This is a genomic window from Pseudomonas sp. ERMR1:02, assembly GCF_002277815.1.
GTDB lineage: Bacteria > Pseudomonadota > Gammaproteobacteria > Pseudomonadales > Pseudomonadaceae > Aquipseudomonas.
Map to the genome: position 1 here is coordinate 251,734 of NZ_NKJI01000002.1, position 13,743 is coordinate 265,476.

The following is a 13,743-nucleotide window of genomic DNA, read 5'->3' on the forward strand; positions in this document are numbered from 1 at the left end:
ATTAGAGCAGTCCCGCCTGAGTCATCAGCTCCACGGCTTTTTTGCTGTCGAGTTTCGAAGCATCGACAGCGGGTGCGTCGAGCTGCTGCAAAGGCACCAGTTTGGGGTTGGATTGAGCGTTCTTGCCCACGGCGTATTCAAACGATTTGCCATCTTTGAGGATGGCCTGGCCGTCCTTGTCGGTGATCCATTTCAGGAACGCCTGGGCTTGTTCCTTGTGTTTGCTGGACGCCAGAACGCCGCCGCCGGAGATGCTGACAAACGCACCCGGGTCCTTGTGCTTGAAGTAGTGCAGGGCGGTGTTCTTGCTGTTCTCGCCGGTCTTGGACTGATCGACGAGACTGTAATAGTGGTAGATCACGCCGCTGTCGATCTGCCCTGCATTGACCGCCTTGAGCACCGAGCTGTTGCCGCGGTAAGAGGTGTAGTTGGTTTTCATCGCCTTGAGCCAGTCGAGGGTCGCGGCTTCGCCTTTCTGTTGCAGAATCGCGGCAACGATGGCCTGGAAGTCGGCACCGCCCGGCGACGCGCCCCAGCGACCTTTCCACTGCGGCGCGGCAAGGTCCATGATCGATTTGGGCAGCTGGGCTTCAGGCAGTTTGCTCGGGTTGTAGACGAACACCGTGGAACGCGCGGCGATCCCCACCCATTTGCCGTGAGCTGGACGGTAGGCAGAATCGATCTGCTCGAGTGTGGTTTTGTCGACCGGCGCAAACAGACCTGCGTTGTCCACCAGGACCATGGCCGGGGAGTTTTCGGTCAGGAACACATCGGCCGGTGAAGCAGCGCCTTCCTGCACGATTTGGTTGCCCATTTCGGTGTCATCGCCATTACGCAAGGTGACCGGAATACCGGTTTCCTGAGTGAAACCCTCAACCCAGGCCTTGGTCAGGCCTTCGTGCTGCGCGTTATACACCACAATGCCGACGTTATCGGCTGCATACACATGGCCCGCACTCACTAGAGCGGTCGCCAGCAGGGCTTTTTTCAGGAAAGACGGGATACGGGACATCATGCGGTGAAAGCTCCTGTTTTTTTAGAATCGAGCAAGCAGACTCGACGGTAAAGACGTCGATTATTGTAGATCAATAGGAATCATTTGCATGTTTAAGGGCGGCGAATTTAGAGGGCGGAATGTGAAAAAAACGTTAAATAAACGTTTAATCCATGTCAGTCAATGGTTCTGGGAGGGGAAGTGAGCCAAGCGCAGGCACGGCATCGACACATAATTCGGGGAAAAACTCGGACCTGTAGGGGCTGGCTTGCCAGCGAATTCCTGTCAGGCGAAATATCTTTCGACTGACTAACCGTCTTCGCTGGCAAGCCAGCCCCTACAGGGTGGTGACTTATCAGGGTTGGCTTTGCGGGAAAATCAGGACTTGCAGGTTGCCACGCTGATAACGTTTGCCGTCGATGGGCAGCAGTTCCACTTCCTCAATTTCATCGACACTGTTGACCCGCATCACCACACCGACCGAGCCCTTTTTGCGGGCCTCGGTCATCCATTGCCCGACGTTTTCCCTGGTGATTTTGCGCGATGCCATGGCTGGATCGCCGAGGCCGTACTTCAGCTCGCCGATCACATTGTAGAGATCCACTTGCGGACGCTTTGTCAGCCAGGACAACGCCGAGGCAGCACCGAGGTCGTTGCTGAGCAGCGATGTGGTCTGGTTCAGGCTGTCCAGATGCTCGGCTATGAAACGGTCGGGCATTTTACTATCGACGATCTGACGTGGCATTGCTGCGGGTAACAGCGCCACCAGCAGCCAGATGCCAAGGGCCGGCATTGCCCACAACTCCAATGGGCGCAGGACCTGCAAAGCGTTGGCAATGATCCAGCCGAGCAGCACGATGAACGCCAGGGACAGGCTGAACATCTCGGTATTCTCGTAGATCTCTTTGGTGCTTTGCAGATACAGCAACGCAATCAAGGCAAGGGTGGCGACGACAACGTTTAGCCAGCCGTTGACACGAATCGTCCGGCTTCGCGCCTGTTGCAGCAGTTCCATCACCGCATGCCCCATTAACAACGCCAGGGGCAACAGGCAAGGCATGATGTAAGTCGGTAATTTACCGCTGCTCAGGCTGAAAACGATAAACGGCAACAATAGCCAGAGCAACAGAAAGCCAAACACAGGCTGGCGCTTGTTTTTCCAGGACTGGATGAAGGTCGTTGGCAACAACGCAGCCCAGGGCAAGCTCGAGGCGACTAGTAACGGCAGGTAGAACCACCATGGACGAGCGTGTTGCGCATTATCGGCGGCGAACCGGCGTACGTGCTCATTCCAGAAGAAGAAGTTCCAGAAATCCGGCTCCTGATGGTGGATCGCAATTGCCCAAGGCAAGCAGACCACTGCCGCGACAACCACCGCCAGCGGGCCGTATCGTAACAATTCTTTAACGCGACGCTGCCAAACCATATAGGGCAGGGCGATCAGTGCCGGCAACAGCCAGGCGAGAAAACCCTTGGTCATAAAACCCATGCCGCAGGCAATTCCCAATAGAACCCAGGCACTCAGCCGGCTGCGAGTGGTGCGGCCGTCGATGGCAAACCAAAGTGAGACCAGGCTCAAGTTGACCCAGAGGGTGAATTGCGGATCAAGGTTGGAATATCCGGCCTGGCCGGCGATCAAACCGAAACTCATATAAAACAGCGCACAGGCAAAGCTCTTGCGCGGATCATTCCAGAATCGACGGGCTATCAGGTAAGCCAGCCAGACACTCAGTCCGGTGCTCAGTGCTGAGGCGATACGCACCCCGAACAGGTTGTCGCCAAACACGGCCTGGCCAATGGCGATCATCCAGTAACCGGCAATCGGCTTTTCGAAATATCGAATCCCCATAAAGTGCGGAGAGATCCAGTTGCCGCTGAGCAACATTTCCTGACTGATCTGGGCATAACGCGTTTCATCGGGAATCCACAGCCCATGGCTCATCAGCGGCAACAAGTAGAACGCGACGAATGCCGCCATCAAGGCAAGCACGGCCCAGCGCTCTGCAAATACCATTTTGCGCGGATGGCTACGGGTCAGGGGGCTACAGGATCGGGTAGCGGGTGATTTGACGTCATGAGTCGGCCTTGGCTCAGAGTAAGTGATTTGATAGGTAGAGTGCGAAATCGCTCTAGTTGGAGACGAACAACTTCTAGCAGCGCTATGTAGCTGGCTGAGTCACCCAGATCTAGTGCTCAGGCATTGATGATTTGTTAGCAACTATTTCAGGAGTGAGTGTCGAGCTTATTTAAGGCTGAACACTATTTATATGGCAGTGAACTCCAATCCTCGGCTTTAACAATGCCAAGCACTTGAAGCTGACCATTTTTATCAACGTGGACAAACAACGAACTGCCATATTCACTTTTTGGCGCATGGTTGAAACCGTTCATGGCTTCGAAATCGCTGATGCAACCGCTATGGGTCACCAAGACCAGATTTCGATGGGCACGCTTGTGCGCCACAATGTCGTTACGCCAAGTGCTGCCACAGTCGGCCAACCATTCTTGCGTCTGGGCATCTTTGCCAAACATGTAATGCGCGGTTTGTGCAGTGCGGGTGAGTGGGCTGCTCAAGACGTCGGCCTGAGTCATCCCCAGACTCACCAGGCCTTGACCCACTGCCTGCGCGGAGTCACTGCCTGCACGGGTAATACCGTCCGCCGGCCCCAGACACGGATGGGTGGAGCGGTCGCAACGCTCGGCATGGCGAACCAACACGACCATCTCGCCGGCCTCCCATCCTTGAAACATTTGCGCCCTGACTGATGGTTGAGCGTTAACCAGGCTGATGGGTGATCTTGGCCACAAGACAAAGCCTGTCACCAGCGCAGTTATCAGCAGAACGCCGATGACAGCGACCAGTAGCTTTAAATGACCTGCCTTGCCGAGGTTCGGCGGCAATTTGCGCGTTGAGGAGTGGACCAAGTTTTTCACCTGCTGAAGCGCAATCAGAAATTTTGTCACGCAGTCGCATTCAAGTCGCAGTGCAGACTTGAGAACCAAACTAATTTGACAACGGTGTTGGCGGGCACAGTAAAGCTGCGCGGATGTTGGCGGGGTGAAATGATTGTGAAAAAAGTGTGAGGTGCTTTGTGCTTGTTACTGAGTTAGTTGTTGGTAATTGTTATCTTTTACTTGTATTCCGGTGGCATGCAAAAAGTCTGTAGGAGCGAAGCTTGCTCGCGATGGCATCGCCGCGTTTCAACAGATACACCGCGGTGGTCGCATCGCTGTAGGAGCAAAGCTTGCTCGCGATAGCACCGCCGCGTTTTAACAGATACACCGCGGGTGGCAGGCAATCACAGGCTTACGCCAAGTAGATCGCCGTTGAGCAAGGGAGCGACCATCAGTCCGATGGGCAACCCGGCTGTGTTCTTGTGGCGGCCTGGCTGATCAATGCGGCCAGGCGTTTGACGTTGTTCTGCTGTGCCGCCACCAAATCATCGATGGACGGACCCGAAGGCGTCTGTAACGTGCTGCGGCAAGGCAATAGGGCGTTATCGCCGGTGCGCAGGCGCCATTTCACATCGATCAGCCCGTACTGGCCGGGAATCGAATCGAAGCGCTGTACATCCAGTCGCACCGAGACTTTGCGTTGGGGATTGCTGTTGACCATCTGATCGAGCAGGGCACTGCGCAATTCATCCACCAGGCTTGCACCCCACCATTGTGTTTCGAGGATGGCCATGCCCGTATTGCCCTGACGCACGACAATCTGTGGGCGATCGACCTGGGGCGGGACGATAAGGCTCTCGATCTGGATATCGGCAGTGGTCCTTGCATTGCCGCTCATCCGGGCCGGGGTCAAGGTGTGGAACTGTATCGGGTCACTGCGGCAAGCGGCGAGCAATGACAGCACAGCGATCAACGTAACCTTCAGCGGAAAAGCCATGGGTGATGCTCCTGTGGTCATTTGCTCGGTGGCCCTTGCAGATCCATGGGCGCGGCATTTTCCGGACGGCCGCGGATCAGCGATTCGGGATGGCGTCCCAGGTAGTCCGCAAGGTCACGCAAGGATCGCGATGTGCGTCCAAGTTCGTTCAGGGTCTGATTCAGTTTTTCCCGTTGCGGCGAATCGTCGGCAATGGTCGAGTTGGCAGATTGCAGCGTCGTATTGGCCGATTGCAGGGTTTTGCTGACGTCAGTCAGAGTGTTTTGCACGCCAGGCAAAGTCTTGGCGTTGAACTGCCCAGACTTTTGCGCAGTTCCACAAGGTTGCTGTCCAGGTTGCCGGCGATCCGCTCGATGGGCAGCGCATTGATCTTGCTGACCATGGCTTCGAGTTTTTCCTGCAACTGTTCGAGGCTGCCGGGAACGGTCGGAATGCTGGGCGGGCGGGCGTTCGGATCGAAGGCAACCTTCTCCGCTTTGGGGTAAAATCCAGTGCGATGTATAGCTGGCCGGTCAAGAGGTTGCCGGTTCGGGCCTGGGCGCGCAGGCCGTTGTCTATGAACGTTCCGATCAGCCTTACGCCAGCGGCTTCATCGTTAGGGTCATGATTCAACTCCTTGAGCATCTTGGTGTGGGCCTGACCCAGACGCTGCGGATAAATCACGATGCCGACGTTGATCGGGAAACTGCGTTTTTTTGCGTCGAAGTCCAGATTGACCGACACCACTTTGCCGATTTCCACGCCGAGGAACTCCACCGGCGCATCGACCTTGAGCCCGCGCAGTGCCTGATCGAAACGCAAGGCCAGGAACTGCGGCTTGCCATTGGGTGGGGCGAGGGCGCTTTGCTGGTCGTCGAACAGTTCGTAGGCATACTCTTCCGGGGCCGGTTTATCGTTGGGGCTATATTCCGGTGCGCGAAAGGCGATGCCACCGACCAAAATGGCGGACAGGGACTCGGTCTTGACCGCAAAACCGTTGGCGCCGACGTTCACGTCAATCCCGCTGGCATTCCAGAAACGGGTGTTTTCGGTGACGTAGGCGTCGTTGGGCGAATGAATGAACAAATCGATGTTCACCCCTTTGCCGTCGGGGTCCAGGGCGTAGGCCACGACCTGACCCACCGGAATCTTGCGGTAATAAACCGGCGACCCGATATCCAGCGACCCGAGGTCCTGGGTACGCAGGCTGAAGCGCTTGCCTGGTTCGCCGTAAGTAATGGGTGGTGGATTCTCCAGGCCCTTGAAGTTCTTCTTCCGGGCATTGGCCTGGCCGATGTCGGCGCCGATGTAATCGCCGGACAGCAGGGTATCGATGCCCGATACACCACCGGCGCCAATACGCGGACGCACTACCCAGTATTGCGAGTCTTCGCGGGTAAAAGTTTCCGCCTGCTTGGCTAGTTTGATGGTGGCATTGACACTTTTGTGGTCATCGCTCAGTTCCACGTCCGTGACGTGACCGATCACCACGTTGCGGTATTTGACCTCGGTCTTGTTCGCCGTCAGGCCGTCACCGGTCTTGAAGGTGACGGTGATGGTCGGCCCTTCCTGCATGATGCTGTGCACCACCAGTGAAATCCCCACCAGTACTGCGACGATCGGCACGATCCAGACCAGCGACACGCTGAAACGGCGGGTCTTGATGGGCGCCTGGCCAGGGGCTTGCGGCCCGTCAATGGCTTGTTGCTTCATCCTTGACCTCCTCAAAATGTGAACCTTCGCCCGTGGCATCCCAGATCAGACGCGGGTCGAAACTCATCGCTGACAGCATGGTGAATACCACCACCAGGCCAAAGAACAGAATGCCCAGGCGCGGCTCGATATCGGCCAGAGCTTGAAATTTCACCAGCGAGGCCACCAGGGCGACCACGATCACGTCGAGCATCGACCAATAACCGATGACCTCGACGAAGCGGTACATCTTCGAGCGCTCTTCGCGGGCCCACAGGCTGTTGCGCTGAACGGTCACCAGCAGCAGGGTCAGGGCGACGAACTTGATGCCCGGTACGGCAATGCTGGCGATGAAAATGATCAGGGCAATGTCCCAGGCTCCGTGCTCCCAGAAATCCAGCACACCGGCCATAATCGTGCTGTCGGCGCCGTTACCGACCATTTTGGTGTTCATCACCGGCAACAGATTGGCGGGGATGTAAAACACCAGCGAGGTGAGCAAGTACGCCCAGGTCCGGGTCAGCGAGTTGGTCTTGCGCCGGTGCAGCGGGGCGCCACAGCGCTCGCATTCATGGGGTTCATGGGTCATGTCACAGGCCAGTCCGCAGGTGTGACACAGGCACAGGTTCAGATCGCTGGCGACTGGAGGTATTGTCATGGGATGTCCCACAGATCACGCACATCGCGACCGGCAATGCGGATCATCATCAGGCTGAGAATGGCCAGCGCGAACAGACCGATACCGGGCAGCACATCCAGCAACCCGGCGAGTTTGATCACCGCGACCATCGCCCCCAGCAGGCAGACTTCCAGCATGCTCCAGGGCCTGAGGGTTTCCAGCCAGCGCATGCAGAACTTGAATCCCGGCGAGCGCCGATTGCTCAGGGCGAAACTCAGGACCCAGATCAGCAGCAACAGTTGGAAAATCGGCGCGATGATCATGGCAATCGCCGCCACCATCGCGATGAAAGTGATCGGACCCAGACTCAGGGCCAGCACCGAATCCCACAGCGTCGCGCTGTTTTTCAAGCCTTTGAGGCTGATGCTCATGACCGGGTAGAAATTGGCAAAAGTCCACAACATCAGCGCAGTGAAGGTCAATGCGAGCCGCTGCTGCACCGTCAGACCGTTATAGCGCTGGAGCACGCCGCCGCAGCGTGTGCACAGGGTTTTCTGATGTTTGGCGAGCGTGACTTTCTCGTACACGCTGTCGCAGTGCTCGCAGATGATCAGTGGGTCACTCATCGCCATGGGTCAGGCTCGACAGGATTCAGGAATTGATGAGCACCCCCTCAATATAGAAGTGACTTGCAATTGAGCAAATCGAAAGGCTCAAAGGGCTCATCAACCCCGCTACTGATCGTTCCTACGCTCCGCGTGGGAATGCCTCTAGGGACGCTCCGCGTTCCAGCTCTGGAAAGGGACGCGGAGCGTCCCGGGCTGCATTCCCACGCGGAGCGTGGGAACGATCTGCGGGGGCTCAGCCGAGTATTTCGCGCATGCGGTACCAGAGCATGCCGAGGGCCAGCAGTGGCGAGCGCAGGGCGCGGCCGCCGGGGAAGGTCATGTGCGGCACGGCGCTGAATACGTCGAACCCTTGGCTGTGTCCGGCATGAATCGCTTCGCCCAGCAATTTTGCGCACCAGTGCGTCACGTTCAAGCCATGGCCGGAGTAGCCCTGGGCGTAAAACACATTGGGATGCTGGCTCAAGCGTCCGACCTGCGGGAAGCGATTGGCGGTGATGCCGATCTTGCCGCCCCATTGATAGTCGATGCGCGCATTCGCCAGTTGCGGAAAAACCTTGAGCATCTGCGGGCGCATATAAGCGCTGATGTCCCGTGGATCGCGCCCGGAGTAATGGCAAGCGCCGCCGAACAGCAGGCGCCGGTCTGCCGAGAGTCGGTAGTAATCCAGCCCGACTTTCTGGTCGCACAGCGCCAGGTTATGCGGGATCAACTGCGCGGCGAGCCCCGCCGACAGGGGTTCGGTGGCGATGATGTAGCTGCCTGCCGGCAGTACCTTGCCGCTGAGTTTCGGTTCGAGTTCTTCCAGATGCGCATTGCAGCCCAATACCAGACTGCCGGCGCGTACCGTGCCAGCGGCGCAACGCACTTGCACCGTGCTGCCATGGATCAGTTCCAGCACCGGGCTTTGTTCGAAGATCTGCACGCCAAGGGACTTCGCCAGACGCGCTTCGCCGAGCACCAGATTCAACGGATGCAAGTGGCCCGAGCCCATGTCCACCAGACCACCGGCATACACACCGGCGTTAACCACCTGCTCACGGATCTGCCCGGGTTCGACCAGACGGGTTTCATGGGCATAGCCCGACTCAAGCAGCTCTTCGTGCTCGGCCTTCAACCCGGCGAACTGCGCCGGGGTGTTGGCCAGTTCGCAGAAGCCCCAGCGCAAGTCGCAATCGATGCCGTGCTCACGGATACGCCGACCCACCAGTTCCACCGATTCGGTGCCGGCGCGCTCCATATACCGCACGCCTTCGGCGCCGACATATCGGGTAAAACCGCTGACGTCATGGCCAATCCCGCGAATCAGTTGCCCGCCGTTGCGCCCGCTGGCACCCCAGCCAATCCGCCGGGCCTCCAGCAGGATCACCGACAGCCCGCGCTGGGCCAGTTCGATCGCCGTGTTCACGCCGGTAAAACCGCCGCCGATCACACAGACATCCGCCACCAGGTCTTCGGCCAGGGTGGGGAAGGGCGCCATGCCATGGGCAGAAGCGGCGTAGTAAGAGTGCGTATGTTCCTGGGTGTACTGGTTCATTGGTTGGACTTCACTTTGCTCCAGGAGCGGGTCATCAGACGCATGATCGGCTGCGGCGGCGTGGTCGAGATGTAAAGCTTGTCGAGGACTTCCTGGGATGGGTAAACCTCGGGGTTGTTGACCAGTTCAGCATCCATGTACTGCTTGGCGGCCGGATTCGGGTTGGCGTAGCCCACCGAGGCGCTGACCTTGGCGATCACTTGCGGGTCGAGCAGGTTATTGATGAAGGCGTGGGCTTCCTTCGCGTTGCTGGCGTCGGCGGGAATGGCCAGCAGGTCAAACCACAGGTTGCTGCCTTCCTTGGGAATCGCATAGGCGATGTTCACGTTGTTCTTGGCTTCCTTGGCCCGGTTGGCGGCCTGAAACACATCCCCCGAGTAACCGAACGCAACGCAGATGTCACCGTTGGCCAGGTCCGAGACATACTTGGAAGAGTGGAAGTAGGTGATGTACGGGCGGATGCTCAGCAGCTTGGCTTCGGCCTTTTTGAAGTCTTCGGGGTTTTCGCTGCGCGGGTCCATGCCCATGTAGTTGAGTACCGCCGGGAACACTTCATCCGCCGAGTCCATCATCGACACGCCGCACTGGCTGAGCTTCTTGATGTTTTCCGGTTCGAACAGCACTGCCCAGGAATCGATGTGGTCGATGCCCAGTACTTGTTTGACCTTGTCGACGTTGTAGCCGATGCCGTTGGTGCCCCACAGGTACGGCACCGAGTGCTCGTTGCCGGTGTCGTTTTTCTCGAGCAGGGCGAGCATTTTCGGGTCGAGGTTCTTGAAATTCGGCAGTTGTGCGCGGTCCAGTTTCAGGAACGCGCCGGCCTTCACCTGACGGGCCAGGAAGTGGTTGGACGGCACCACCACGTCATACCCGGTGCGCCCGGCGAGCAGTTTGCCTTCCAGGGTTTCGTTGGAATCGAAGACGTCATAGATCACCTTGATCCCGGTTTTGGCCTGGAAGTCGGCGAGGGTGGTCTCGCCGATGTAATCGGTCCAGTTGTAGACGCTGACCTGTGGCTGAGCCTGGGCGACGGCGCTGAACAAGGCTGCGAGCGCGAGCGGGACCACGGATTTCAATAGACGCATATCGACACCTCTTTGAATGATCGTTCCCACGCTCTGCGTGGGAATGCAGCCCGGGACGCTCCGCGTCCCTTTCCAGAGCTGGAACGCGGAGCGTCCCTTGAGGCATTCCCACGCAGAGCATGGGAACGATCGGTAGTTGTTGTTTTTTTGAGGGGTTAGACGCTTAGCAACAGGAACTCGCGCTCCCAGGAGCTGATCACGCGCTTGAAGTTCTCGTGCTCGGCGCGTTTGACCGCGACGTAACCGCGCACGAACTTGTTGCCCAGGTAACGGCTGACGGTGTCGCATTCTTCCATCTGGGTCAGGGCGTCTTCGATGGTGATTGGCAGGCGCAGGTTGCGTCGTTCATAGGCGCGGCCCTGGACTGCGGCGCTCGGCTCGATGCCTTCGACCATGCCGATGTAGCCGCACAACAGGCTGGCGGCGATAGCCAGGTACGGGTTGGCGTCGGCTCCCGGTAAGCGGTTTTCCACGCGCATCGCGTCCGGGCTGGAGGTCGGCACGCGCAGACCGACAGTGCGGTTTTCTTCGCCCCATTCGACGTTGACCGGTGCCGAGGTGTCCGGCAGGAAACGGCGGAACGAGTTGACGTTGGGCGCGAACATCGGCAGCACTTTGGGGATGTACTTCTGCAAACCACCGATGTGGTGCAGGAACAGTTCGCTCATGTGGCCGTTCTGGTCAGCAAAAATCGGTTGGCCGGTGGCGATGTCCACCACGCTCTGGTGAATGTGCATGGCGCTGCCGGGCTCATCGCCAATCGGCTTGGCCATGAAGGTCGCGGTGACGTTGTGCTTGAGCGCGGCTTCACGCAGGGTGCGCTTGAACACGGTGATCTGGTCGGCCAGGTCCAGCGCGTCGCCGTGACGGAAGTTGATTTCCATCTGCGCCGGGCCGTCTTCGTGGATCAGCGTATCGAGGTCCAGGCCTTGCAGTTCGCACCAGTCATAGACGTCTTCGAACAGCGGATCGAATTCGTTGGCGGCGTCGATGGAGAACGACTGACGACCACTTTCCGCGCGACCGGAACGGCCCAGCGGCGCTTTGAGCGGCAAGTCCGGGTCCTCGCAGCGCTGGGTCAGGTAGAACTCCATTTCCGGCGCGACAATGGGCCTCCAGCCTTTGTCGGTATACAGCTGCAGGACTTTTTTCAGTACGTTGCGCGGCGACAGTTCGATGGGGTTGCCGAACTTGTCGAAGGTGTCGTGAATCACGATGGCGGTCGGCTCGATGGCCCAAGGCACCACGTACACGGCGTCGGAAACCGGCTTGCAGACCATGTCGATGTCGGCAGGGTCCAGCAGGTCGTAGTAGATGTCGTCGTCGACAAAGTCCCCGGTTACCGTTTGCAACAACACACTTTCCGGCAGGCGCATGCCTCGCTCATGCAGGAACTTGTTGGTGGGTGCGATTTTGCCGCGTGCAATGCCGGTCAGATCGCTGACGACACACTCGACTTCGGTAATCTTGTGATCTTTCAGCCAAGTGAACAGCTGATCGAAAGGGACATTCATAAAGACCTCGTTATTGGTTTTATTAACGCCAGGAGCAGCCGGTTTCATCCGCCGAGCACTTCCCCTGTAGCGCGTTGACGACTATCTTGGGCGAGCCTTGCGGTTCCATCTATCCACTTTAAGCAGCACTAAGCGCACCAAAAGAGTGCGCGAGATCACCCATGACAGACGCTATGACAGACCTTGTGAAAGTGTGCAATTCACTACAGGTTCAAGCCTTCAACACCGCCGATGTCGCCGAGCAAATCCGCGCCACACCGGGTTGGGTCCAGCATTATCAGCAGATGTCGCCGGGGCATTTCGCAGGCTTGGTGCGCTATCTGGATTTGCAGGGCGTGGAGATTTACGAAGAGTCCATGAACACTCGGGTCGAGCAGAATTTCAGCGCGCCGCAGGGTTCGCTGGCGTTCTGTTTCGATCGCAGTGACAACGCGCTGTACGTGTTGAATGGCGAAAGCCGCAACATCTGGATTACCCCGGAGAACTATCAGGAAATCGCCGTGGTGTTCGGGCCGGAGTTTGTCCAGCGTCATGCACTGGACGTTGCCAGGCTGGAAGGGTTGTTCATGGCGCCGCTCAATTCGCAGCAGAATGCGCTGTTCAGCCGTTGGCTCAGCGGCACGCTGACACGGCTGTCGCAGACGCTCGATCCACCGAGCCGTGAAGCCCTGACCGAGCAATTGCTGGACGATTGCCTGTTCATCCTCGACAACGCTTGCGTCTGTCTCGATCAAGGCGCGTTGCAGCGCCGGGCGGGGGAGCGGGCGATCATGAAGCGGGTAGGGGAATGGGCGGCGGACACCCCGGAAGAACACCTCAATCTACTGGAGTTGTCGCAGGTCGCCGGGGTTTCATTGCGCCAGTTGCAGCATGCGTTCAAGACCTACACCGGTATGGCGCCGACCCAATGGCTGCGCCTGCGCCGACTCAACAGCGCCCGCCGAGAATTGCTCAGCCGCACGCCGACGCAAACCACCGTCGCCGAAGTGGCGATGCACTGGTCGTTCTGGCATTTGGGCCGGTTTTCCAGCAGCTATCGCGCGCTGTTCAAGGAGTTGCCCAGCGACACGCTGAAACGAGTGAGCACAACGCAATCCGGTGGCCGTGGGCGCCGTTAGAAGGTCGGCGGGGTGATCACCCAAATCACCACCGCATCCACATCGCCGGGGTTGCCGTAGCGGTGTGGTTCCTGGCTCGAAAAACTGAAGCTGTCGCCTTCGTTGAGCTGAAAGTAGCGCTCGCCGACCCACAACTCGAAACTGCCCGACAGCAGATAACCGGCTTCTTCGCCTTCGTGGCTGTAGCTTTGCTGGCTGTACGTGCCCGGTGGGAAACGGGAGTGGAGCATTTCCAGTTGCCGGTTGGGTGTCGGAGTCAGCAACTGGTCGACGATGCCGTCCTCGTAATGCACGCTCAGGCGACTGTTCTTGCGCACTACCACACCATCGTCTTCGGGATTGGTGTTGGCTTCGCTGGCGAAGAACCACTGGATCGTCACCCCGAGACTGCGGGCGATATTGAACAGTGCCGGGATCGACGGGTAGGCGAGGTTGCGTTCCAGTTGGCTGATGTAGCCGGCGGTCAGCTCGCTTTGTTGCGCCAGCTCCGCCAGCGTCATGCCCCGGCGCTTGCGCAGGCCGCGAATGCGTGTGCCGAGGAAATGCGGTTCGGCGGTGCCGGTTGCGGGCTGTGTCGCGCTGCTGTTGCTCATGGTCAATTCCGAACCGGGGGGAATGGCGCAAATCCCTGTAGGAGCGAGCCTGCTAGCGATGGTCGCTAACGATAACGCTGAAAGCCTGACACCC

General features: G+C 58.4%; 11 protein-coding genes and 1 pseudogene. 1 reads left to right on the forward strand and 11 read right to left on the reverse strand.

Going from position 1 to position 13,743, the window contains the following annotated elements; all coding sequences use genetic code 11:
- Position 1: 1 nt before the first annotated feature.
- The 10 genes and pseudogenes from CES87_RS04785 to CES87_RS04835 all read right to left on the reverse strand — a co-directional run bounded on the left by CES87_RS04785 (position 2) and on the right by CES87_RS04835 (position 11,938).
- Entirely contained in the window at positions 2 to 1,015 is a 1,014-nt protein-coding gene (locus CES87_RS04785) for an iron ABC transporter substrate-binding protein (protein ID WP_128605178.1), read from the reverse strand.
- A 334-nt stretch (positions 1,016 to 1,349) separates the two neighbouring features.
- Positions 1,350 to 3,008 (reverse strand): lipid IV(A) 4-amino-4-deoxy-L-arabinosyltransferase, encoded by a 1,659-nt coding sequence (gene arnT, locus CES87_RS04790; RefSeq protein ID WP_128605179.1) that lies wholly within the window; start codon positions 3,006 to 3,008, stop codon positions 1,350 to 1,352.
- 245 nt (positions 3,009 to 3,253) lie between these two features.
- Positions 3,254 to 3,919, reverse strand: a complete 666-nt coding sequence (locus CES87_RS04795; protein WP_371858178.1) for a histidine phosphatase family protein — start codon at positions 3,917 to 3,919, stop codon at positions 3,254 to 3,256.
- Positions 3,920 to 4,340: 421 nt separating this feature from the next.
- Entirely contained in the window at positions 4,341 to 4,886 is a 546-nt protein-coding gene (locus CES87_RS04800; protein WP_128605180.1) for a membrane integrity-associated transporter subunit PqiC, read from the reverse strand.
- 17 nt (positions 4,887 to 4,903) lie between these two features.
- Positions 4,904 to 6,578, reverse strand: a pseudogene (locus CES87_RS04805) (intermembrane transport protein PqiB).
- Positions 6,559 to 7,215 carry a paraquat-inducible protein A gene (locus CES87_RS04810; protein ID WP_128605181.1) on the reverse strand — a complete coding sequence of 219 codons (657 nt, stop codon included), beginning with the start codon at positions 7,213 to 7,215 and terminating at the stop codon, positions 6,559 to 6,561. Before CES87_RS04810 ends, CES87_RS04805 begins: the two are co-directional and overlap by 20 nt.
- The gene (locus CES87_RS04815) at positions 7,212 to 7,808 is read right to left on the reverse strand and encodes a paraquat-inducible protein A (RefSeq protein ID WP_128605182.1); all 597 of its coding nucleotides are present in this window, start codon (positions 7,806 to 7,808) and stop codon (positions 7,212 to 7,214) included. Before CES87_RS04815 ends, CES87_RS04810 begins: the two co-directional genes overlap by 4 nt.
- 229 nt (positions 7,809 to 8,037) lie before the next feature.
- A complete protein-coding gene (locus CES87_RS04825; RefSeq protein ID WP_371858179.1) occupies positions 8,038 to 9,438 on the reverse strand; it encodes an NAD(P)/FAD-dependent oxidoreductase in 1,401 nt (466 codons plus the stop codon).
- The gene (locus CES87_RS04830; protein WP_128605185.1) at positions 9,336 to 10,424 is read right to left on the reverse strand and encodes a polyamine ABC transporter substrate-binding protein; all 1,089 of its coding nucleotides are present in this window, start codon (positions 10,422 to 10,424) and stop codon (positions 9,336 to 9,338) included. Before CES87_RS04830 ends, CES87_RS04825 begins: the two co-directional genes overlap by 103 nt.
- Positions 10,425 to 10,579: 155 nt before the next feature.
- On the reverse strand, positions 10,580 to 11,938 hold the full coding sequence (locus CES87_RS04835) for a glutamine synthetase family protein (protein ID WP_128605186.1): 1,359 nt from the start codon (positions 11,936 to 11,938) through the stop codon (positions 10,580 to 10,582).
- Positions 11,939 to 12,123: 185 nt separating this feature from the next.
- Here CES87_RS04835 and CES87_RS04840 point away from each other — a divergent pair, with 185 nt between their 5' ends.
- Complete coding sequence (locus CES87_RS04840; RefSeq protein WP_128605373.1) at positions 12,124 to 13,056, forward strand: helix-turn-helix domain-containing protein; 933 nt, start codon at positions 12,124 to 12,126, stop codon at positions 13,054 to 13,056.
- Here the strand turns inward: CES87_RS04840 and CES87_RS04845 are convergent.
- On the reverse strand, positions 13,053 to 13,649 hold the full coding sequence (locus CES87_RS04845; protein ID WP_128605187.1) for a cupin domain-containing protein: 597 nt from the start codon (positions 13,647 to 13,649) through the stop codon (positions 13,053 to 13,055). The two genes, CES87_RS04840 and CES87_RS04845, sit on opposite strands and share 4 nt — an antisense overlap.
- Positions 13,650 to 13,743: the final 94 nt, after the last annotated feature.

What these genes read in the sequence shown, in the direction of transcription:
- CES87_RS04785 (WP_128605178.1), bottom strand. Translation starts at nt 1,015, where the DNA reads ATGATGTCCCGTATCCCGTCTTTCCTGAAAAAAGCCCTGCTGGCGACC.
- arnT (WP_128605179.1), bottom strand. Translation starts at nt 3,008, where the DNA reads ATGGTATTTGCAGAGCGCTGGGCCGTGCTTGCCTTGATGGCGGCATTC.
- CES87_RS04800 (WP_128605180.1), bottom strand. Translation starts at nt 4,886, where the DNA reads ATGGCTTTTCCGCTGAAGGTTACGTTGATCGCTGTGCTGTCATTGCTC.
- CES87_RS04810 (WP_128605181.1), bottom strand. Translation starts at nt 7,215, where the DNA reads ATGACAATACCTCCAGTCGCCAGCGATCTGAACCTGTGCCTGTGTCAC.
- CES87_RS04815 (WP_128605182.1), bottom strand. Translation starts at nt 7,808, where the DNA reads ATGGCGATGAGTGACCCACTGATCATCTGCGAGCACTGCGACAGCGTG.
- CES87_RS04830 (WP_128605185.1), bottom strand. Translation starts at nt 10,424, where the DNA reads ATGCGTCTATTGAAATCCGTGGTCCCGCTCGCGCTCGCAGCCTTGTTC.
- CES87_RS04835 (WP_128605186.1), bottom strand. Translation starts at nt 11,938, where the DNA reads ATGAATGTCCCTTTCGATCAGCTGTTCACTTGGCTGAAAGATCACAAG.
- CES87_RS04845 (WP_128605187.1), bottom strand. Translation starts at nt 13,649, where the DNA reads ATGAGCAACAGCAGCGCGACACAGCCCGCAACCGGCACCGCCGAACCG.